Origin of the sequence: Pseudanabaena sp. PCC 7367, assembly GCF_000317065.1 — a bacterium.
Taxonomy (GTDB): Bacteria; Cyanobacteriota; Cyanobacteriia; order Pseudanabaenales; family Pseudanabaenaceae; genus Thalassoporum; species Thalassoporum mexicanum.
Genome location: NC_019701.1, coordinates 2,411,843 through 2,433,416, shown reverse-complemented (window position 1 = coordinate 2,433,416; position 21,574 = coordinate 2,411,843). Strand labels below are relative to the sequence as shown.

Genomic DNA, 21,574 nt, shown 5'->3' with positions numbered 1-21,574 from the left:
TTAACCAACACTGCCTTCCAGCTTGAGCGCCAGCAGCTTATCGGCCTCAACCGCAAACTCCATTGGCAACTCATTAAACACATCCTTGCAAAAGCCGCTGATCATCATTGAGACCGCATCTTCCATAGAAATGCCCCGCTGTTGGAAATAGAACAATTGTTCCTCGCCAATTTTTGAGGTCGAAGCTTCATGCTCCACCTTGGCAGTATTATTCTGCACTTCAATGTAGGGGAAGGTATTGGCCTGGGTGCGATCGCCAATTAGCATTGAATCACACTGGGAATAGTTACGAGCGCCTTTGGCTTTAGAACCAACCTTAACCAGGCCACGATAGCTATTCTTGGATTGCCCCGCTGAAATACCCTTCGAGATGATCGTGCTACGGGTGTTTTTGCCCACATGCACCATTTTCGTGCCCGTGTCAGCCTGTTGATGGTTATTGGTTAGCGCCACGGAGTAAAACTCACCCACGGAATTATCACCCACCAGCACGCAACTGGGATATTTCCAGGTGATCGCTGAGCCTGTTTCCACCTGCGTCCAGGAGATCTTAGAATTCTTACCCGCACACAAACCGCGCTTGGTCACAAAGTTATAGATGCCACCCTTGCCGTCTTCATTACCGGCGTACCAGTTCTGAACAGTGGAATATTTAATTTCCGCATCATCCAAAGCCACCAGTTCCACCACTGCGGCATGGAGCTGATTGGTGTCAAACATTGGTGCGGTGCAACCTTCCAGATAGCTGACCGAGCTACCTTCTTCGGCCACGATCAAAGTGCGCTCAAACTGTCCCGAATCGCCGTTATTAATCCGGAAATAGGTGGACAAGTCCATTGGGCATTTCACCCCTTTAGGAATGTAGCAGAAAGAGCCATCACTAAATACCGCCGAGTTGAGGGCAGCAAAAAAGTTATCACCGATCGGCACCACACTGCCCAGATATTTTTCGATCAGCTCTGGATATTCATGCATTGCTTCGGAGATTGAGCAGAACACTACACCCACCTTGGCCAGGTCTTTTTTAAAGGTAGTGGCGATCGAAACACTGTCAAATACTGCATCCACCGCCACATTCGAGAGCCGCTTTTGCTCTGACAAGGGGATACCCAGCTTCTCGAAGGTTTCCAACATGGCTGGATCAACTTCGTCCAGACTTTGCTTTTTAGCTTGAGCCTTGGGCGCAGAATAGTAGATAATATCTTGATAGTTAATCTTCGGATATTTGACATTAGGCCAGCTTGGTTCGGTCATTGTCAGCCACTTGCGATAAGCCTTGAGACGGAACTCCAGCATAAATTCGGGCTCATTTTTCTTAGCCGAAATAGTGCGGATCACGTCTTCACTCAATCCACGGGGAATGATATCCGACTCAACCTTGGTCACAAAACCGTATTTATATGGCTGATTGACTAACTTTTGAACCGTTGCAGTCATGGCAGTTGTGTGGCTCCTAATGCTCCTTGATCTTGTTTGTGGCTAACCCCTGGGATTGGGATCGGCTCTAAACGTATGCTGCTAGTTGGCGCTAATCAGCTCTGATCCCGATCTAGTCAGACATAGAGAGATGTTTAAGCGATCGGCAAGAACCTTTGAATTATCCTAATTGATGCTCGATCGAGATGCTGGTAAGTTTCTAAGCCAAAAGATGAGGTAATAGGTAATTAATCACTTCACTTAATTGCAACTAACCAAAACCTGATTTGACCCAAGAATTACTACGAATTACTACCGATCGAAACAATCAAATTATTCCTTGGCAACTAAAACAACATACTTGTTTCTTAACTATATTGTAGGTTACTTTAGTAACATGTAAGTTGTCAAAGTAGTTTTTTATTCAGTAAATTAGTAATTAACTGCTAATAATTAACGACCTAGCTGGCTAAATGGTGGGTAATTGTTTGACTGAGATATTGAACCAGGATATTTGTTTGCCATTTGGCGAAGCAATCTAAGTATTTTAGGTATTTTAGTTAGTCCATAAATTGCCAATCGGCCTGACAATGCAAATCAGCGATCGGATCGAATGAGTTGGTGAAATAATCAATGAAAAGCAAGGAGAAAACATCAACCAAGCAGGATATCCTGCAATATTTGCTGAAGCATGGCAGCGCGATCGCCCATCAACTGGCCGAGCACCTCGATATTTCGGTTCAGGCAATCCGTCGGCATTTAAAAGATTTAGAGCATGAAGGATTGGTGATTTACCATGTCTCGCACCCCGATGAGCACCCCGATGAGCAGGATGACGAGGTTGAAGATCAAGATGATTTTGCCGAGCATGGGGCTAATGGGGCTAATGGGGCTAATCGGACTAATAGTATGGCAGCCCATAATGCTAATAATAGTGACAATCAAGATCAAAACAATCCCTCAAATCCCTCAACTCATCATGCTAAGACCGCAATGGGTCGGCCACAACATGTATATGAGCTAAGCAAGGCTGGGCGCGATCGCTTCCCCGCTAATTATGATCAATTTTCGGTCAATCTGCTCGATACCCTGGCGGAAACCCTGGGCAAGGAACAAGTTAGCGAGATTTTACATAAACAATGGCTGCGCAAAGCAATGGACTATCGCCAGAAGTTGGGTAGTGGCTCATTGCGCGATCGGGTGGCGCACCTGGCTGAACTGCGGCGATCGGAAGGGTATGTGGCGGAGTGGTTCGAGCAAGATCCCCATGACCAAGGCGATCAACCTAATTATATTTTGACTGAATATAATTGTGCGATTTCTGAGGTTGCCGAATCTTTTCCGAGCATTTGCTCCCATGAATTGGAGATGTTTGAAGCGGCATTAGAGGGCTGCAAGGTGGAGCGAACCCATTGGATGGTGGGCGGTGAACATCGCTGTGGTTATCTAATCAGCAGCAATCGCAATTGAAAAACTGGTTGTGGGTAGTCATGCAGTAGTAAGGATAATTGGCAATCGATTTAAAATTTATAGCCTAGCTGTCTGGGATGTAGATATTTAACTATCTCCTAAATCCTTACTTGTTCAGCACCACCGAGTTTCTTAACCTCGATCTCAAGCTCCTTGCTCCCAGCAAAGTTTTTAAAGAGCAGTTCTTTAGTCACAGCCTTACGCCAACTAGAGCCAAAATTATCTCAATTGCAGATAGATTGCCGATCTGGGGCTACACTTATGCTATAACCGCAATATCAAGCCTCAACTATATTATGTATGTTACCTGGCAAGTCGCGCACCTACCACGATCCACTCCATGGAGCGATTACGCTAAACGGCGACGATCCAGTTGAAGCACTTATTATCCGGCTAATCGATGCACCTGAATTTCAGCGATTGCGGCGCATCCGCCAACTAGACACCGCCTTTTTGACTTTTCATGGTGCAGAAGGATCGCGGTTTACCCATTCCCTCGGCGTAATGGCACTGACGCGGCGGGCATTTGATGGCATTGCCGATCGCTATCCCCTCTTGCGTCCCCATCGGGTGGTGGTTTTGGTGGCGGCACTTTTACATGATTTGGGGCATGGTCCCTTTAGTCATGCTGGAGAAGAGATCCTGGGTAATCACCACGAACTCTGGACAGTTAAATTAATTCATGAATCGAGCTTAACTGCGATTCTGCAAGGTTATAGCGCTGATTTACCCGATCGACTGGAGCAAGTGTTTACCAAAACCTATAAACTGCCGATCGTGCATCAACTGGTTTCCTCGCAGCTTGATTGCGATCGACTCGATTATCTCCAACGCGATGGTTATTTTACTGGCGCTCGCTATGGTCAGCTTGACCTCGATCGGATTTTGATGGCGCTCAATTATGACCCGATCACGCAGCGCCTGGTCGTAGACAAAAAAGGCACAGTGGCGATCGAGCATTATTTAACTGTGCGCTATTTTATGTATTTACAGGTTTATAACCATCCCAAAAATATTGCGGCGCGGTTTATCCTGGAGCAGATCTATCGTCGGGCGACGAATCTTTTACAGACCCAGCACCTAGCGATCGATCCGGTGGTGAAAGCCTGGATTTTGCAAGATCCCAATCGCCTCAGTTGTGCTAACTATTTGGCGGCGGATGATATTGTATTTGGCTATCATGTGCATCGCTGGCGGGATAGTGGCGATCGCATTTTGATGGACATGTGCCGTCGGTATCTGGATCGGGATTTATTCAGAACGATCGACATCAGTGACAAAGCACCGGCCGAGCAAGCTGAACTGCTTGAGCAAGTTCAAAATAGGCTCAGGCACAAAGGGGTTGATCCTCAATATTATTGTGGCATCAGGGTGGCTCAAACCAAAGGTTATACGATCTATCAGCAGGGGATTGAAATTCAAACCCAAGAGGGATTGCAGGATATTGTGGAGTTATCGGCTCTGGTGAAGACTCTCAGTAGGCCGATCGAAAAGACTTTGTTGCTATACCCCAAACGCACCATTAATCGTGCCATGTTGCGGCTTAACTAACCAACGCAAGTATCGCTAGTGGCAAACATAGCAAACAATAAGCGAAAGATGCGGCGATCGGTCAATCTCAGGTTTTAATGGTATTTAGTGATTGCAAATAACTTAAATGTGATCGCAAATCTCCTAATTGAGGAATTGCAGCGATCATCAATCCATAATTGATTCAAATCTGCCCCAATAATCTAATCAAACCAATGTCCCAGCAAGTCTACAACAGTCTTACCCGTCAGAAAGAAGAACTGCAAACCCTGGAGCCAGGGCAGATCAAGATGTATGTTTGCGGTGTGACGGTCTATGACTTTTGCCATTTGGGACATGCCAGAGCCTATGTGGTTTGGGATATGGTGCGGCGATATTTACAATCGCGTAATTACCAGGTGCGCTACGTCCAGAATATTACCGACATCGACGATAAAATCCTCAAGCGTGCCCAGCAAGAGGGCGTGACCATGCAGGAGATCAGCGATCGCTATATTGCCACCTATAACGAAGATATGGCGCGGCTGAATATTATGCCCGCCGATGAATATCCCCGTGCCACGGAATCGATCGAGGCAATCATCGATTTAATTAAAGCCCTTGAAGCGCAGGACTATGCCTATGCTGCTGGCGGGGATGTTTACTATGCGGTGCAAAAGTTCCCCACCTATGGCAAACTATCGGGACGGAAACTGGCGGATATGCAAGCGGGGGCAAGCGGTCGGGTTGCAGTGGGCGAAGAATTAAAGCGCTATCCCTTTGATTTTGCGCTGTGGAAGGCAGCGAAACCAGGCGAACCTTTCTGGCAATCGCCCTGGGGGGAGGGTAGACCAGGCTGGCACATCGAATGTTCGGCCATGGTGCGATCGCGCTTGGGTGATCAAATTGATATTCATGCTGGTGGTGCAGATTTGCAGTTTCCCCACCATGAAAATGAGATCGCTCAATCGGAAGGAGCAACCCACCAACCCTTGGCCAGGTACTGGCTACACAATGGGTTTGTAAATATTGATGGCGAAAAGATGTCGAAGTCATTGGGGAATTTCACCACGATTCGAGAATTGCTGAAACATTATGATCCAATGGCGATCAGACTGTTCATTTTGCAATCGCACTATCGCCAGCCGATCGATTTTACGGAAGAAGCAATTAATGCGGCAACCAGGGGCTGGGAAACGATCCGCGATGGCTTGCTATTCAAGCATGATTTTGGCGATCAATTGGGTTGGGATCGCTTAGCGGTGGCGCTAGATCAATTAGATCAAAATTTGCTCGATCGCTTTCATGGGGCAATGGATGATGATTTTAATACTTCGATCGCCATTTCGCTTTTGTTTGAACTCGCTAAACCGCTCAAAGCCGAAGCCAATAAATTAGTTCATTCTGGTAAAAGTGATTTAGCCTCGGCTGTGTTGGCGCAAACTTGGCAAACCTTGAGCTATTTGAGTGATGTTTTAGGGTTCATTGCCGATCCAGAAGCTCGGAGCAATGCTAATCATAGTAACGATTCGGCCACAGTCAGCGATGATCAGATTGAAACGATGGTGCAGCAAAGATGTGCAGCCCGCAAGGCGAAGGATTTTGCTGCAAGCGATCGCCTCCGCGATCAACTCAAAGAGCTTGGCATTACCTTGATCGATCAACCTGATGGTACTACGCGCTGGCATCGTTAGCTTACGGCTCTAGCTAGATCTAGCCCATATACCTTGCAACCAGCAATCAACTAAAAACTTGCCAATGCAGCGATCGCCATATATATCGCCATACATTAAGATTCAATCGATTCGGTCAAAATCAGATTTATGAAGCCATGCAAGACTTAGCTGGCAAATGCTGGATTGGCAACTGCACTAGTCACTGCGCGAAGCGGTACTGAATTAAGCTGGATTGGATATTCAGGTCAGCACAAATGGGGAATGAAACATTTTGGCATTTCGGTTAGTCTTTATCCATATGAAGCCTTCATCCCTATTCCGTGAGGAGCTTATGTAATAGGGAGTTGTTATGTCAGTTCAGTTCCGCCAAAACATGAACTGTAATTATTAAGCGATCGTCTTTTTCGTTTTTTCGCCATTTGCAGAAAACTGAAAGGCGATCGTTAACCTCAAGCTGATTAAGGCAACATAGGCGAGAGCACTGTTTCCCACTACGATCGCGATCCCTTTCCATCTTTGATATTCTCGGCATTTCTATTCCTAGTATGATTGAAAGCACTGCGTCGGCAGCCCTCATAAATTTAGGGAACAAAACACCTCGCAATTTCGTCTGATATCCCCAGATAGAACTAACCACCTGGCTGGATTTGCCTCATTCTAATTAGCTCGACTTATTGGCTCTAAAACCGCATATCGATCGTAAACGGTGAATTGCATAATCCACCTCTAATCACGTGCGCTTCAGTTTTAATGCGCTTACGCAAAGAAAGAATTGTCTAGCAAGCTAACCCAAAATCCTCAGACTCAATCAGGACAATAAAACAATGGTAAATTTAAATTTTCTTGGCGGCACTATTTCCGATGACAATACTGGCAATCTCAATCTGCCAGATCCCTTTATTCACCCTAGTGTTGGTACAATCCCTGCTGCACCCCCAACCCCGATCGCCCTATATACGCCACCTACGACTGATTTTGTAGGTTTGGATCTAGTGAATTACCTATTCTCGATCGTGCAAGGGGCGGCAGTTGTTCCCAATGAAAGTGCTTTTCTGGACTACACCAACAACAATGATAACGAAGTTGTGCCCAACTGGTCGGGCTTTGGCCCCGTTAGATCCGGCGGCATCAGAGCCCTTAATGGCGACGATATTATCAATGGCTCCACTGATAATGATGTGGTCAATGGCAATCTAGGCGCAGATCAACTCTTTGGTGGCGCTGGCTATGACTATTTGCGTGGCGGCCGTGATAATGATTTAATATTTGGTTTCAATGGGAATGATATTCTCAATGGCAATCGCGGCAATGACCAGATTTTCGGCGAAGATGGCAATGATTTCCTGCGCGGTGGCAAGGACAATGATTCCCTCTTTGGTGGCAATGGTGAAGATATCCTAATTGGCGATGTTGGCACCGATCGCCTTTCTGGTGGCTTAGATGCTGATGCCTTCTTCTTCCGCACCGACAGCTTCTTTGGCGAAAGTAATCTTTCTCAGAATGAATTCGCCGCTGATTGGATTCTGGATTTCAATCCTGGTGAAGGTGACTATATTGTTGCCAATGGAGCAAGCCGCAATACGATCGGCCTGGATGATTCCCGCAATATTGATGGTGCTGGTGGGAGTGATACGGTAATCACATTTAGTGGCCAAGTGCTAGGCGTAGTATTGGAAACCAGCGCTGGTGATGTGTTTAATAATTTCTACTCCGTTGGCTTGGATTCTGCTTTGGTAACTTCGATCGGTTAAAAAAAAGAATAAAGAAGAATCAAGCATATTCGCTTTTTCTCTGTTTGATTAGGTTACAAATCAGTAATATAAGAATCTCCGCCCGTATCCCGTCTTCCCTGCAAGCCGGGATATATTTATTTGTTGGATACTTGTTGGATACTTGTTGAATACTATTTAATTGATCTTCTCCATCCACAAGATGGCCTATGGCATAAGTCTGAAGATAGTAATATAATCTGGGCTGGTTGATTAGTTGTCTTAAATGTTCTCGATAAATAAACCTTAAGGTAAGCCAAGGTATTAATTGACGGATATAGGGTTCGGTTAAGTTCAACTTGCGAAGTGATCACAAAGACGAGTGATCACAAATACTGGTAATTGGTGTTTTGACTCACTTCTTCGCATATTCTTATTCCTTAAGATTGGTATTAGTCATTTAGTTAGGGCGAGCTAGCTGATTCGCTCTAGCAGATTTTGGCTTTGCTTCCATCTAACAAAACAATTACTTACAGTTTAAGTAATTTAGAAATAATTCAACGATTTAAGTAAACACCTCAAATTTTTAACCCATGGTAAATATAACTTTTCTCGGCGGCACTATTTCCGATGATAATAACGGCAATATTAATTTTTCGGCTCCGATCATTCATCCTAGTGTTGGCACGATTCCCGCTGCACCACCAACCCCTGTTGCCCTCTACACCGAACCCAACCCTGACTTTACTGGTTTAAACCTATTCAATTATCTATTCACTATCACTCAAGGGGCAGCCGTTGTTCCCAATGAAAGCGCATTTCGGGACTTCACTAATAATAATGATACGGAGAATGTGCCTACCTGGTCAGGATTTGGGCCAGTTCAGTCCGGTGGGATTCGCGCACTCAATGGCAATGATGTTGTTTTTGGTTCTATCGACAATGACGTAGTGAATGGCAACCGGGGCAGCGATCAGCTCACTGGTAGTAATGGCTATGATTACCTGCGTGGTGGCCGGGATAATGACTTTGTGTTTGGCGACTCTGGGAATGACATTGTCAACGGCAATCGTGATAATGATCAGGTCTCTGGCGGCAGTGGGAATGATTTTGTGCGTGGCGGGCAGGGTAATGATCTGCTCTTTGGCAATAACGGCTCAGATGTTCTAGTTGGCGATTTTGGTAGCGATAGTCTCCAGGGCGGCGGTGGTGCTGATGCGTTTATCCTACGTGCTGATGTCCTGGCTGCCAATGCCCAAGCTGCCGATCGGATTTTGGACTTTAGTTCTGGCGCTGGTGACTATATTATTATTGCTGGCGCAAGCAGATTCACCGTAGGTCTATCTGATACAACGAATATTGCTGGGGCAGCAACTAATGACACGATTATTAGTTTCAATGGCCAGATTCTAGGAGTGGTTCTAGATACCAACCAGGCAAATGTATTCAATAATCTATTCTCTGTGGCGATAGATTCTCCTCTGGTTACTTCAGTCGGTTAGTCAGTTAGGGAGATATTAAGTCAATTTGTTAATATCACGATGATTGAGGTGATTGGGGCGATCGCTATTTTGGCTCTGGTTCTGAACCTTGATTCAAAACGCTGAATTGAAGCAGAAAAAGCATGATCGCCTGTAACCAAGAATTAATTGTCTGTTTGTTTAGTAGCGATCGGCTCTCTATTTGATTACTGCGCCTATAGCCCATAGAAAGACAGCTTAAATTGAGACTAGTCCTGAATGACTGGTCTTTTATTTGCTTGTTCATAGTTATAGTTACAGCGATCGTTCCGCTGGATCTAATCGCACCTTCAATTGCGAAGTTCGCACCAGTTCCAATGTTGCCGTAGGCAGTTGCACCTTACCATTTGTCGCATCAATTTTGTCAAGGATCAAATCAAATAGCATATCCTTCCGGCCGCGTCGTTCCTTATAGTCCACCACATAGCGAACTGTATATTCCATCCAGCTATCTTTAGCTGCGATCGAAATGATTGGTTCAACCCTTGCATCCTCAATTAAATACTTCCGCACCATTGTTTTCCATTCGTTCAGGGCATATTCAATATAATCGCCCATCACCTCACATACAGCCTGGTTCAGTAGTTCTCTAGCTAGTTTGCGATCGCTGTTATAATTCAACGGAATCACCAATTCATCCCACAAAAAAGGGAAGTCGGCAGAATAGTTAAACACTGGTTCTTTGAACACAAAGCTATTGGCAATCCGCACGATCCGGCCATTATACAAATCCCCCTCAACCCAATCGCCGCATTCCATCACGGTTGTGCGTAGCACCGTAATATCAATGACATCACCACGAACCCCACCCAACAAAATTCGATCGCCCGGTTGATAATATTGCCCCAACGAGATCGCTACCCACCCTGCAATACTGGTGATCACCTCTTGGAGCGCAAAGGCAATCCCCGCACCGATCGCGCCAAAGATCACCGCCAGTTGTCCCAGGCTATCACCAAACACACTGGCCACAAAAATAATCATCAAGATATAGCCAGCCAAGCCGATCGTTTTACGGGCACGATAGCGGGTGTCGGCATCCTTGATATAACGGGGGAGCGATCGTTGCAGAAGCCGAAAGAAAAAAGCGATCGCAATCAAACCAATAATTGCCACCAGGATTTTGACTACGATCGGATTGGCAATTAGTTCTTGGAGTGGTTCTAGGATGTTGGACATTGGGTGGGGAATTTATTACTTAGGCAGGCGATCTTAGTCTTTCTGGTCGATCGCTACTTATAGCTTAATTCCCTATGTATCCTTATGTATCCTTGCGATATATTCTTGCGTATATTTATCTAGGCAGCAACGGTAGCTAATGGACATGCATCTGAGGTGAACCGCTCTAAATCAACCCAAAAGTGGCGATCGCTTGGGAAAACATTAAAAACTTTAAATGCAGAGGTCAGCCCCAGCAGCATCTTCACATTCGGCCGGATTGAGCATAAAGCTAGTTGCTTGCCATTGATGCGGGCAGCTTTAAGCAATGCGATTAGGGTTCCCAAGCCACAGCTATCAATCAATCGCACATCTTGCATATCCACAAGGATGAAATCAGCTTGCTCATTTAAGCTGGGTTGAGCAGTTTCGATCACAGCGATCGCCTGCCGATAAATATCTTTATAATTACTGCGATCAATCCTACCGTTTGGTTTAATCATTTTGACGACTGGACAAGCCGTAGCGTCTTTCACTCCAATCATAACCATCTCCTATCTTTGCCGTCCTATATAAATTTATACGCACCAGAAACACCTCAGATTCAAAATGAGCCCGTGTCTGGCGTGCATTTATCCCCTCTTAGATACCCAAAATATTCAGCAAAGACTAGATCGTCAAACCTGCTAATCTTGCTTACCAATCACCATTTGCCAGCCCAAAATCTAGATTATGCGAAGATCGCAAGCTAATATAATTGGGGCAATTTTGCTGCCACTACACATAGCTAATTGCTAAATAGCCAAAGCTAAATCGCAAATTAAGCAACATTATTTTAAACAATCTTAAGAAATAATAAAACCCCTCCATGGGTGCAATCTACTTAATCCATTGATTTATCTCGATGAAGTTGAGCAAACAACTTAGGCTAAGTAATTTAAGTAGCAGCAATTTGGCTGGGTTGTTTTGCATCTCTAGATTTAACCCTGGATTGGTGTAAATCCGCTTCGGCGATCGCAGAAAGGGACTCGAGGTTTTCACCATCAGCAGGGAAACTGGCTAAGCCGCCACTAAAATCAGTGTGGAACTTTTTCCTTTCGGTGGTTACAAATGGCTTATTTTTTAGGGCAAAAACAGCTTCTTCGATTCTTTTGCGTCCTATGCCTGGCTCCATATCATACATAGAGACAATAAATTTGCGGCCACTCCACCGCCCCACCATATCCTCGTTGCAGAAGTATCTTTTGAGTAATTCAGCCGACTGACGAATTATGGCATCGCCGATCGCAAACCCAAATTGCTGGTTAATTTGCCCTAGCTCATTGATCGCAATCATACCAATATCTACAACCTTGCCCCGCTGCTCGGCAATTCCCAGTAATCGTTTAAGATGAAGACTAAATTTAGCGCGATTAGGAAGTTGGGTGAGAGAATCACGTTCAGCCAATCGACGGAACAATTGATTTCGTTCAATCCGGTTAAAAATACGCGTAATCAATTCTGGCCCAGCGATCGGCTTACTGACAAAGTCATCCGCGCCAGCACTGAACATTTGCCGGAGGGTACTGGTTTGGGTTTGCTTAGACAGGAAAATAATCGGTAAGCCCGACCAGCGCGGTGCATTCCGCACCAATTGACATAACTCAAAGCCATTGATGTGTGGCATTTCTAGATCCAGCAGCAACAGATCTGGCGACACCTTTTCTAGCACTTCCCAGAAATGCAGTGGATTGCTCAATGTAGTTAACTGCATCCCCCAGGGCTCCATCAAGGCTCTGAGAATGCCCAGGCTTTTCTGATCGCCATTCACTGCTAATACTTTGGCCAGACAATCCTCGGTTTCTTGCAGAATTTGAACGATAACTTCGATCGTATGATCGGGCAATGAGGGCTTTTGGATAAAAGCTCGACATCCCAGGCGCATTGCCTCAAGACGAGTATCAATATCCCCTTGTTCGGAAATAACCACCACCGGGATCGCAGGAGTTAGATTGGTTAATTCGGTCAGCAAAGTCAGCCCATCTTCAACGGAGCGGCTGCAATTGGGATTGAGTAGTAAAATATCCGGCCACTGCTGTTCGATCGCCCTACGTGCTGCATTGGTATCCGGGAAAGCCTCTAAATTAATATCGCGGATTGTGGCTTCCCACAGGAGCTTTTCCACCAGTTCGGCATCGCTTTCAACTAGATATAAGCGCGATCGCGTGTCGGGCTCTTGAGCATTTTCATCATCACCACAGCAATCGGTTGAAGTTGAATCAGTGGCCCCATGCCCCACCTCGGCATGGCGATCGACCAGATCAATCCGATCGAGCTCTTGGCGCAGGTCAATCATCAACTGATTTATATTTATATCTTGCTTTTGCGTGATCTGTACCTGGCCATTATTGGATTCCACCAATTGATCGCCAAAGAAGTCACTGATTTGATTGGCAATTTTGGTAGCTTTCTCGGCTTGAAAAGCAATCAGCAGATTAGCTAATTCCTGTACATCAGCCTGGGTTTCCCGGCAGATTTGTCGGTCTAGGTCACCGGACTCGATCGCTTGCAGAGCTTGCTCAAAACTAGCCAGTTTATTGATAATGGTGGGTTTAATTCTCTCCCAGGTGCGAGACAACGCCTGCTGCAAACTAGGAATCATCTTAATCTGAACTACTTCTGCCGTTTTAGGATCGGCCAGAGCAGGATCGCTTTTTTCGATCGCCCTGAGTCGGTAACCCAAACCATAGACCGTCTCGATTAGATCAGCAGCGCCAACGGCCCTCAATTTCTGACGTAGCCCTTTGATGTGGGCTCTGATTGTTTCTTCCCCCGGTGGATCATCAAATGACCAGAGCCGATCGAGAATTGCGCCACAGCTAAAGATGCGATTGCGATTGCGCATAAATAGCTCTAATAATTTATATTCCCTGGGTCTCAGGTTGACTGGCGCTTCAATATAGGTCACTTTACAACTAATTGGATCTAATTCGAGTTGTCCCCACTGCAAAGTTGGTGTTACTGTGGTGCTATTACGGCGCAACAGGGCTCTGAATCTAGCTAAAAATTCTGGCCATTCAAATGGTTGGGCTAAATAGTCATCGGCACCTGCATCAAGGGCTTGGGCAGCCACGATCGCATCATTCTGGTTCCCTAGCATCAGGATCGGCATTTGATACTTTTCCTGGCGTAGCCGTTGGCACAGTCTAAGCCCCTCTGATTTACTTGATTCGCATGATTTACCTAATTCACCCAATTGGCTGGATTGCTCAGCAAGAGTAAACGATAAAATTAGCAGATCATATTCAAACGCTTGGATTTGATCCCAACCCTGATTGAAGTCTGAGGCTGAATCAACTAAGTGACGATGCTGACTCAAAACTTCAGTAATTGAGGTAACGATCTGCTCATCTACATCAATAACCAGTATTCTCATTTTTGTCTATCCACATAGGTTGGGTCAATATTCACAAACGCAGTCAAACAGTCTATGCAAGCAAGACTAGGCTAGTCAAAAAACTCTTTGGACTAGTAAATTCTCAAATAAAGTTCAAACCCTGCAAGAGCTAAACCAAATTGTAGGAGTAGCCGCATCAATCACTATTACAAGATTGCCATAAACGTTGTGTTGGTTGCTTAGGAACGTTATTGTTTCAGTAAGCTAAAGACTGCTTTAATTAAATGTCTAGCTTGACATGCCTAATTAATCCTGGGATCTAGTCACTCACTATAGTTCTATAGTTCCAGATCGCTAGGCTAATGATTATGGCGGTTTGATAGCTTTGATCGAAATTTAGCGCTAATTGGCAAAGCCACCAGTCCAGATAATTGGAAGCTCCGTTTATGCACTATTTCCATTGTTAATACAATATAACGGCAATGGTTAGGCGACAAGATTAATTTTTGATCCCATGTTTGTCTTGCTCACTTCTATGAGGTGGCTAAATGCTTCCTTTAGCTGCGGCATGTGGGTAATTACTAAAATACAGGCAAAGTCACCAGCGATCGCATTAATCGCGGCCACCAACCGATCGCAGCCCTCATGATCCTGGGTACTAAACCCTTCATCAATGATCAACGTTTGCAGCTTACCACCAACCCGCTGTGCCAATACCCGCGACAGCGCCAGCCGAATCGCAAAGTTAATCCGGAACGACTCACCACCGGAATAGGTTTCATAGGGGCGGGTGCCCTGGCTATCGGCAATTTCAATATCAAGGGTATCGATCAAGCGATCGCTGCGTTTGCCCGCCTTTTGGGTAATAAACCTGACATGTAATTGATGATTGCTGAGCTTAGCTAACAAAATATTCGTTTCTGCTTCGATTTGTGGCAGCATCGTTTCGATCATCAAAGCCTGGATGCCATTTTTACCAAAGGCATATTGCAGTTCCTGGTGAATCTGCTGGCGGTGGCGCAACTCAGTCAGGCGGGTTTCTAGATTGCTGGCCTGGCTTTTCTGGGTCTCTAGCTGCTGTTGGGTTTGCTGGAAGCGGGCGATCGCGCCAATTAACTGTTCAATTTGCGATCGTTGATCAGCCAATTCCTGTTCTAGTTGTTTAATTACCTCTGCGAGGTCTGGGGTTACGGCCAAGGTTTGCTGAAGCCGATCGATCTCTTGACTGAGCACCGCCAGATCAGCTTGCTTTTGAGCATATTGCTGCTTAGTTTGTTGATATTGGCTAAGCACTTCTGGATGTTTCTGTCTGGCGATCGTCAGTTCTTGATAGTGCAACAGGGCTGGTTGGGCTTGGGTTTGAGCCTGACGCAGTTGTTGATGAGTGGCAGGATCATAGCCAATTTGAGCTAGTTGCCGATCGCATTGTTCTAGTTGCTGCTGCAATTCCAAATCGATCGCATGTTGGTTTAAGCGCTGCGATCGTAGTTCTACCTGGGCTTGCTGTTGGGGCAGTTGTTGTAAGACCTGTTCATGCTCGCGCATCGCTTTTTTAAGCTCAGTTAATTTCAGATCAGCCCAGCGCCAGCGCTCTGCTTCCCCGCGCACCAGTGCATGATTCCGTTCATCGTAGTTCAGTTGAGCCAGACCAGATTCCACTAGATCAAGCTCAGCTCTGGCTTCTGGCAAATAGTCTTGCTGCTGCAAACAAGTTTCAAGCTGGGCAATTTCTTGCTCCAGGGTTTGAATCTGGCTGTGGGTGTTGCTGCTGGTTTGCAATTGCGCTTCCAAATGGCCTTTTTGCTGCAGGTAAGTGGGCAGGGCGGCTAACTCCTGGCTGAGTTGGCGATATTCCTGGCGGAGGACTTGAATTTCACATTCAGAAGCTGCTTGCTGTTCCTTAATTACCCAGATTTCGGCCTGGAGTGATTGATATTCCTGTTCTAGTTTTTGCTTGAGTTGCTCTCGATGATTGTGGTCCAGAGATTGCTGGCACAGGGGACAATCGGCCTGGTGGGGCTGGCTTAATTGAGCGAGGCGATCGCTAAGTTCAGAGAATTGCGCTTGGCAGGCTTGTGCCCGTTCCTGGAGCCGTTCTAGGAAACTACGCCGTTCTAAGCCCTTCTCATATACCTGGTTCTGATAGGCTTGTCTGGCTTGCAGATGGCTAATTGCCTGGTCAATTTGCTGCTTGGTCGCCAGCAGGTCGGGGTTTAGTTGGGTTTGCGATCGCCATTGGTGAAGTTGTTTACGCTGCGCGTCTAATTGGGCAGTGAGCTTGGCGACATGCTGGTCTAATTGGCGTTGGAGGGAATGCTGGCGTTGGATCAAAGGGCTGGCCTGGGCTTGGAGGCGATCGAATTGGCGCAATTGTGCCCTGGCCTGATGGAGCTTATTCACCGCTGCTTCTATTTCCGTTCCCTTAGCGATCGCCAGATTCAGTTCTTGTTGTTTTTGCTGCAATCGCTCTAATTCCAGCCGAGCATGTTTGAGCTGTTCTTTTAATTCACTTTGCTTAACTGCGATCGCCTGTTGGAGTTGGCTTTTCTCTTGATTAAGCTGTTGATAGCGTTGGGATTTACGATTCGCTTCGGCTTCGCGGTGACATAACTCTTGGTAATGGGCATGTTCTTGGTAAATGCGATCGCTGTGGCTAATAATCACTTCGAGTTCGCGTAGTTGACCGTGCTGTTGCTGCACCTGGGTTTGCAAACGTTGACAATCTTCCTGCAAGCGATCGTATCGGCGTTGTTGCCAGTTAAGCTGTTGCTGCTGGTTTTGTCTTTGCTGCTGTTCGCTACCTTTGGTTTGCAATTGCTGCTTGGTTGTGGCATTTACAAGTTTGAGGGCAGCTAAATCTTGATTCAGTTGGGCTAACTGTGGCTGAATGATTTGCTCTTGCGCCAGGGTTTCCTGCAAACTGGCTAGCGCCGCCGCGATCGCATTTGCCTCCGCCTTACAATCGCGCACCACATCCTTAGCGCTTTCACCTAAATGCTCATACTGAGCCAGGTTCAGCATATCCACCAAGATTTGCTTGCGATCGCCCGGTCGCCGTAGCATAAACTCATCCGCTCTTCCTTGCCGCAAATAGGCGGAATTGACGAACGTATTGTAATCCATTTTTAAATGGGTCAAAATCGCCTGCTGGGTCGCCCTAAGACCACGCTCAGTTAAGGATTTATAGCCGCCATCACCCAGCATTTGAAATTCCAACACAGTGGCACTACCACGGGGGCGCGTCCGCATAATCCGATAGGTGCGATCGTGGGCAGTGAAACTAAAATCAACCTGTGCTTCCGTTGCCCCCACATAAACCACATCATCTTCCGTGGCCACCCGGCTTTGCCCCCAGATCGCCCAGGTGATCGCTTCTAAGAGTGAAGATTTACCCGCACCATTCGCACCACAAATACAGGCCGTGTGCAATCCGGCAAAATCAAGTACCAGTTCTTGATAGCTTAAAAAATTTCTTAAGCTTAATTTTCGAGGAATCATACTCGAATATGAATTGAAGGGATAGCAATCGCAAAGTAATGGCGATCGCTTTAGTACAAATGATCTGAAAGTAGAGCAGCCCAGTTAACCCAATCAAACATAGAAATCAGTTCTAGATTGATCATCTTTTAGCTAAGCTCTTTAATCATACTGGTCTACTATACTAATAGAATATAGTGCAATTGACCTGTGATGGGCTTCTAAGTTCAACAATTTTCCGATAAGATTTATATTATGGAACTTTGGGAAAAGATCGGTCGCCAACGGGTGCAGTATATTGTTGATAGTTACCAGTTATATGGTGATGAAATTGCTGATTTCAATGATTATTTAACCGATCTACTCCAGGCTTATATGTCGCCACAAATTGAGCTAGCCCTGGTGGAAACGATCGCCGCTACCTGGTCTGAGATCCCGTCAATCAGGGGGCTGCCGTTTATTAAAAAAGTGCATCAGTTACTAAAGCATTGGGAAGATCCTAGCAATTTCAAGCCGCTCATTTCACCTGATCAATTCTTTCAAATTGCCAATCTTGATCCGGCTCCGGTATTTGGTAATAACTATAATTCTTTACCCACTCCAGAAAGCAAATCCTAATTTATTTGAGTGGTAGTTAACTGGCATTTAAAGCTAATTAAATTACTTGATGTTCAATTGTTTTAGATCAGTTTCGCAATCTTGCTGAGATATTTGAGATATTAAGGTTAGCGATCGCTATTGTGGTAATTGCTATTACCTTCACACTGACTCCAGAATCCCGTAGCCACAGCTTCGCCAAGCTGAGGATTTAGGTGGGTATTTAGGTTTAGATTGCACAATCGCATCAGCGATCGCTATGGTATCTGTATCCATAGACAAGGTATATTCTTAGAAACATGGCAAATTAGTAAGGGCGATCGATTCAAGATGGGGTCAATAGCAACAAAGATCGGCAGGCAATGGCGGATTATTCTCCAGGTAGTGCTGTGTGTGGGCGTAGTTGTCATCTTCATTGGTGCCTGGAATAACCTGGTATTTAACCTCACTGAAAAAGGCTTAACGATCGGCTTTGGCTTTTTGCAATCGGAGGCTTCGTTCCAAATTGCCGATACGCCGATTTCCTATAGCCCCACCGACCCCTACATTCGGGCAATTACGATCGGTATGATCAATACGATCAAAGTAACGATCGTTTCAATTTTCCTATCTACGGTGATTGGCATTACGATCGGCGTGTGCCGTTTGTCGGAAAACTGGCTACTACGCAAGATCGCATTGGTTTATGTGGAAGCATTTCGGAATACTCCACTAGTGCTACAACTGGCTTTCATCTATGGCTTATTACTGTTGCTCCCCGCCCCCCAAGAACCTTTGAGTTTGTTTGGCCTGGTCACCTTTGATGTGACTGGGATTGCCCTGGCAGGCACTGGATTAAAACTCCCTCCGGAATTAGCCGCGATCGTATTGGGCTTGAGCTTGAGCACGGCAGCCTTTATTGGTGAGATTGTGCGCGGTGGGATTGAGTCGGTTTCCAAGGGACAGTGGGAGGCCGCCAAAGCTCTGGGGCTAAAGTCAACCCTGGCAATGCGATTGGTGGTTTTTCCCCAGGCACTCAAGATTATTATTCCGCCTGTAACTGGTCAATACTTAAATGTGGCGAAGAACTCCAGCTTGGCTGCTGTAACTGGCTATGATGATTTTTATAAAATCACCTCGACCGTTAGTAACCAGACTGGCAAAGAAGTGGAAGGGATTGCAATCTTAATGTTGGGCTATCTGACCCTCAGTTTAATTATTGCCTTAATTACTGATTTTCTGAATCGTAAGGTGCAGGCAAAGGAGAGATAAGAGATAAGCTTAGTTATGAGTTTCTTAGTTATTTATGAATCCTAGCGATCGCCACCGCCCCGATTGGCATGAATACTTCATGATGCTGGCCAAGCTAGCTGCAACTCGTTCGACCTGTTTGGCTTTTCCAGTGGGTGCGGTGATTGTCAAAAACAAACAAATCCTGGCCACCGGCTACAATGGCCCCCCTTCCAAATCCGCCCATTGTATCGATCTCGGTTATTGCTATCCTGGCCTGGACAGTTGCAGCTCCAGTCAATCGCTACCTTCGCGGGCGGTACATGCTGAAGCCAATGCGATCGCTCAGGCGGCCAAAAGCGGCGAGAGCACTAGCGGAGCCAAAATCTATGTGACCCTGGAGCCCTGCTTAAATTGCCTGAAGCTAATTATCTCCGCTGGGATCGCTGAGGTTTTCTATGAAACGCCATCTAGCAAAAAGGGCAATGCGGTAGTGCGTGATATTTTCCTGGATGAGCAACTGGTTAAATTAAATCGAATTGAGTTGTCTGAAAAAACGATCGCCCTGGCAATAAGTTCGCTCCAGAACCAGACTTCGAGCCTCACGATGTTAAATCTGGGTTAAATATGGGCTGAATCTTGGTTAGGTAATTAATTAATCAGTGCAGCCAAATTGGGCAAAGAGTGTATAATCATTAGGCTGCAATTTTAAAAGTAGCTATTTAAGATAATAGGTACAATAGAGTTGCAATTGCTTGCTTTAATCGCAAAGTAATTAGCAAATTTAAAGCAGTTTCGATCGCGGGATGTAGCGCAGCTTGGTAGCGCATCTGGTTTGGGACCAGAGGGTCGTAGGTTCGAATCCTATCATCCCGATTCATGAGATTTAATTTATGTCTGCTTGACTTACCCATAGCATTGTTACTTAAAAATCTAAGTAGCTACTTTTCAAGGATGCAATAGTTAAGCTCCTGAATCATTGGCCTCTGGCGATCGCTCCGCAAGAGATAATTAATCTGTTGTCTTAAACTCAAGTAAACTCAAATTTGTACTTTTCCCTCAGCCGTTTGTGGTTGTTGTGGTCTGAATTACTAAATCTAATCACCATAAGTTAGAAATTTAAATATGCCCAAATCGATCCTGTCTAGTCCCTTGAAAAATCAATGCTGATCCCTACCGCTGACCCTGAATTCAAGTCTGGTTTCGTGGCGCTGGTGGGCAGGCCAAATGTGGGTAAGTCAACCCTGATGAATGCCTTAATTGGCCAAAAGATTGCGATCACCTCGCCGGTGGCACAAACCACGCGCAATCGCCTCCAGGGGATTCTCACCCTCGATCGGGCGCAGATTATTCTGGTTGATACACCAGGAATTCATAAACCGCACCATTTGCTGGGTGAAGTGATTGTGGGCAATGCCAAGCGGGCGATCGCCACGGTGGATCTGGTGGTTTGGTTGGTGGATAGTAATGCCAAGTTGGGCAAGGGCGATCGCTTCATTGCCGATTTGATCCAGAAGGCTGGTACTCCGGTGCTGCTGGGTTTAAATAAAATTGACCAGTTGATTGAGGCTAATAATACTGAGCAGGAAAATCCTGGCGATCTTGGCGATGAAGATGTTGTTAATCAAGGCGATCGCTTAAATACTGATTTAGATATTGATCAAGAATCAAACGCTACCAGGAATTTAAGCAAGGTTGAACAGCCACAAGTCCTAAAAATCGAAAGCCCAAAGATCGAAAGTGAGCAGTATATTAGCAAGGCTGCAGATCAGGGCTTAGCAAATCAACAAAAAGCTAATCATCATAGCGATCAATCTGGTGGTTCAGATCATCCCGTCAATCTTGCTAATCCTGAGCTTGAAACTAGCGCAAGCAAAGAAAATTCGGTAAATATCAATAATTCTGATCAAGATATCGCAGTTAATCTAGACCATCTCGATCAGATCGAAACCTGTCGCAGCTATCTGGATTATGCCGATCACCTGGGCTGGGACACGGTAAAATTCTCGGCTTTGACTAAGCAAGGCTTGGATCAGCTACTGGATGCGATTTGCGATCGGCTGGAACCAGGCCCCTACTACTACCCCCCCGATCTGGTTACCGATCAACCGGAGCGATTTATTATGGGCGAGTTAATCCGCGAGCAAATTTTATTCCTCACCCGCGAAGAAGTGCCCCACTCTGTGGCGGTGGGCATCGATCGAGTTGATGAACTAGAGCATATTACCAGGGTGATGGCGACGATCTATGTAGAGCGTAAATCCCAGAAGGGGATCTTAATTGGCAAAGGCGGACAGATGCTGAAGCAAATTGGCAGCGAGGCGCGTCAACAAATCCAGAAAATGATCATGGGAAAGGTACATCTGGAGCTGTTTGTAAAGGTGCAATCGAAGTGGCGATCGTCTCGCACCCAGTTAATGGACTTGGGTTATCGCACTGACAAAAAATAAGGTAGGC

The 21,574-nt window shown here is 45.8% G+C and carries 14 protein-coding genes and 1 tRNA gene; 10 read left to right on the top strand and 5 right to left on the bottom strand.

Annotation, left to right across the window (positions count from 1 at the left end):
* A complete protein-coding gene (sufB, locus tag PSE7367_RS09630; RefSeq protein ID WP_015165175.1) occupies positions 1 to 1,437 on the bottom strand; it encodes a Fe-S cluster assembly protein SufB in 1,437 nt (478 codons plus the stop codon).
* Positions 1,438 to 2,049: 612 nt separating this feature from the next.
* Here sufB and sufR point away from each other — a divergent pair.
* The 5 genes from sufR to PSE7367_RS09600 all read left to right on the top strand — a co-directional run bounded on the left by sufR (position 2,050) and on the right by PSE7367_RS09600 (position 9,282).
* Positions 2,050 to 2,886 (top strand): iron-sulfur cluster biosynthesis transcriptional regulator SufR, encoded by an 837-nt coding sequence (sufR, locus tag PSE7367_RS09625; protein WP_015165174.1) that lies wholly within the window; start codon positions 2,050 to 2,052, stop codon positions 2,884 to 2,886.
* Positions 2,887 to 3,186: 300 nt separating this feature from the next.
* The gene (locus PSE7367_RS09620) at positions 3,187 to 4,437 is read left to right on the top strand and encodes an HD domain-containing protein (RefSeq protein ID WP_015165173.1); all 1,251 of its coding nucleotides are present in this window, start codon (positions 3,187 to 3,189) and stop codon (positions 4,435 to 4,437) included.
* A gap of 194 nt (positions 4,438 to 4,631) precedes the next feature.
* Positions 4,632 to 6,089 carry a cysteine--tRNA ligase gene (gene cysS / locus PSE7367_RS09615; protein WP_015165172.1) on the top strand — a complete coding sequence of 486 codons (1,458 nt, stop codon included), beginning with the start codon at positions 4,632 to 4,634 and terminating at the stop codon, positions 6,087 to 6,089.
* Between the two features lie 806 nt (positions 6,090 to 6,895).
* Positions 6,896 to 7,822 (top strand): calcium-binding protein, encoded by a 927-nt coding sequence (locus tag PSE7367_RS09605; protein WP_015165171.1) that lies wholly within the window; start codon positions 6,896 to 6,898, stop codon positions 7,820 to 7,822.
* A gap of 551 nt (positions 7,823 to 8,373) precedes the next feature.
* Positions 8,374 to 9,282: a calcium-binding protein gene (locus tag PSE7367_RS09600; protein WP_015165170.1), complete on the top strand. Its 909-nt coding sequence runs from the start codon at positions 8,374 to 8,376 to the stop codon at positions 9,280 to 9,282.
* 273 nt (positions 9,283 to 9,555) lie between these two features.
* Here PSE7367_RS09600 and PSE7367_RS09595 read toward each other — a convergent pair whose 3' ends face one another.
* The 4 genes from PSE7367_RS09595 to PSE7367_RS09580 all read right to left on the bottom strand — a co-directional run bounded on the left by PSE7367_RS09595 (position 9,556) and on the right by PSE7367_RS09580 (position 17,332).
* Positions 9,556 to 10,479 (bottom strand): mechanosensitive ion channel family protein, encoded by a 924-nt coding sequence (locus tag PSE7367_RS09595; protein ID WP_015165169.1) that lies wholly within the window; start codon positions 10,477 to 10,479, stop codon positions 9,556 to 9,558.
* Positions 10,480 to 10,598: 119 nt separating this feature from the next.
* Entirely contained in the window at positions 10,599 to 11,003 is a 405-nt protein-coding gene (locus PSE7367_RS09590) for an STAS domain-containing protein (protein ID WP_015165168.1), read from the bottom strand.
* A gap of 392 nt (positions 11,004 to 11,395) precedes the next feature.
* A complete protein-coding gene (locus PSE7367_RS09585) occupies positions 11,396 to 13,873 on the bottom strand; it encodes a response regulator (protein WP_015165167.1) in 2,478 nt (825 codons plus the stop codon).
* Between the two features lie 447 nt (positions 13,874 to 14,320).
* Positions 14,321 to 17,332 (bottom strand): AAA family ATPase, encoded by a 3,012-nt coding sequence (locus PSE7367_RS09580; protein WP_015165166.1) that lies wholly within the window; start codon positions 17,330 to 17,332, stop codon positions 14,321 to 14,323.
* 234 nt (positions 17,333 to 17,566) lie between these two features.
* Between PSE7367_RS09580 and PSE7367_RS09575 the strand changes: the two genes are divergently transcribed.
* From PSE7367_RS09575 to era, 5 genes are all read left to right on the top strand, one after another.
* Positions 17,567 to 17,929 (top strand): hypothetical protein, encoded by a 363-nt coding sequence (locus PSE7367_RS09575; RefSeq protein WP_015165165.1) that lies wholly within the window; start codon positions 17,567 to 17,569, stop codon positions 17,927 to 17,929.
* A gap of 309 nt (positions 17,930 to 18,238) precedes the next feature.
* Positions 18,239 to 19,159: an ABC transporter permease subunit gene (locus PSE7367_RS09570; RefSeq protein ID WP_015165164.1), complete on the top strand. Its 921-nt coding sequence runs from the start codon at positions 18,239 to 18,241 to the stop codon at positions 19,157 to 19,159.
* A 34-nt stretch (positions 19,160 to 19,193) separates the two neighbouring features.
* The gene (locus PSE7367_RS09565; protein ID WP_015165163.1) at positions 19,194 to 19,742 is read left to right on the top strand and encodes a deoxycytidylate deaminase; all 549 of its coding nucleotides are present in this window, start codon (positions 19,194 to 19,196) and stop codon (positions 19,740 to 19,742) included.
* Between the two features lie 177 nt (positions 19,743 to 19,919).
* Positions 19,920 to 19,993, top strand: a tRNA-Pro gene (locus tag PSE7367_RS09560).
* Positions 19,994 to 20,280: 287 nt separating this feature from the next.
* Entirely contained in the window at positions 20,281 to 21,567 is a 1,287-nt protein-coding gene (gene era / locus PSE7367_RS21150) for a GTPase Era (protein ID WP_015165162.1), read from the top strand.
* Positions 21,568 to 21,574 lie beyond the last annotated feature (7 nt).

Bases quoted from the DNA above. Each gene is read 5' to 3' on its own strand.
- cysS (WP_015165172.1), top strand. From the start codon at position 4,632: ATGTCCCAGCAAGTCTACAACAGTCTTACCCGTCAGAAAGAAGAACTG.
- PSE7367_RS09590 (WP_015165168.1), bottom strand. From the start codon at position 11,003: ATGATTGGAGTGAAAGACGCTACGGCTTGTCCAGTCGTCAAAATGATT.
- PSE7367_RS09585 (WP_015165167.1), bottom strand. From the start codon at position 13,873: ATGAGAATACTGGTTATTGATGTAGATGAGCAGATCGTTACCTCAATT.
- sufR (WP_015165174.1), top strand. From the start codon at position 2,050: ATGAAAAGCAAGGAGAAAACATCAACCAAGCAGGATATCCTGCAATAT.
- PSE7367_RS09595 (WP_015165169.1), bottom strand. From the start codon at position 10,479: ATGTCCAACATCCTAGAACCACTCCAAGAACTAATTGCCAATCCGATC.
- PSE7367_RS09600 (WP_015165170.1), top strand. From the start codon at position 8,374: ATGGTAAATATAACTTTTCTCGGCGGCACTATTTCCGATGATAATAAC.
- PSE7367_RS09620 (WP_015165173.1), top strand. From the start codon at position 3,187: ATGTTACCTGGCAAGTCGCGCACCTACCACGATCCACTCCATGGAGCG.
- PSE7367_RS09570 (WP_015165164.1), top strand. From the start codon at position 18,239: ATGGGGTCAATAGCAACAAAGATCGGCAGGCAATGGCGGATTATTCTC.
- PSE7367_RS09605 (WP_015165171.1), top strand. From the start codon at position 6,896: ATGGTAAATTTAAATTTTCTTGGCGGCACTATTTCCGATGACAATACT.
- era (WP_015165162.1), top strand. From the start codon at position 20,281: ATGCTGATCCCTACCGCTGACCCTGAATTCAAGTCTGGTTTCGTGGCG.
- PSE7367_RS09575 (WP_015165165.1), top strand. From the start codon at position 17,567: ATGGAACTTTGGGAAAAGATCGGTCGCCAACGGGTGCAGTATATTGTT.
- PSE7367_RS09565 (WP_015165163.1), top strand. From the start codon at position 19,194: ATGAATCCTAGCGATCGCCACCGCCCCGATTGGCATGAATACTTCATG.
- sufB (WP_015165175.1), bottom strand. From the start codon at position 1,437: ATGACTGCAACGGTTCAAAAGTTAGTCAATCAGCCATATAAATACGGT.
- PSE7367_RS09580 (WP_015165166.1), bottom strand. From the start codon at position 17,332: ATGATTCCTCGAAAATTAAGCTTAAGAAATTTTTTAAGCTATCAAGAA.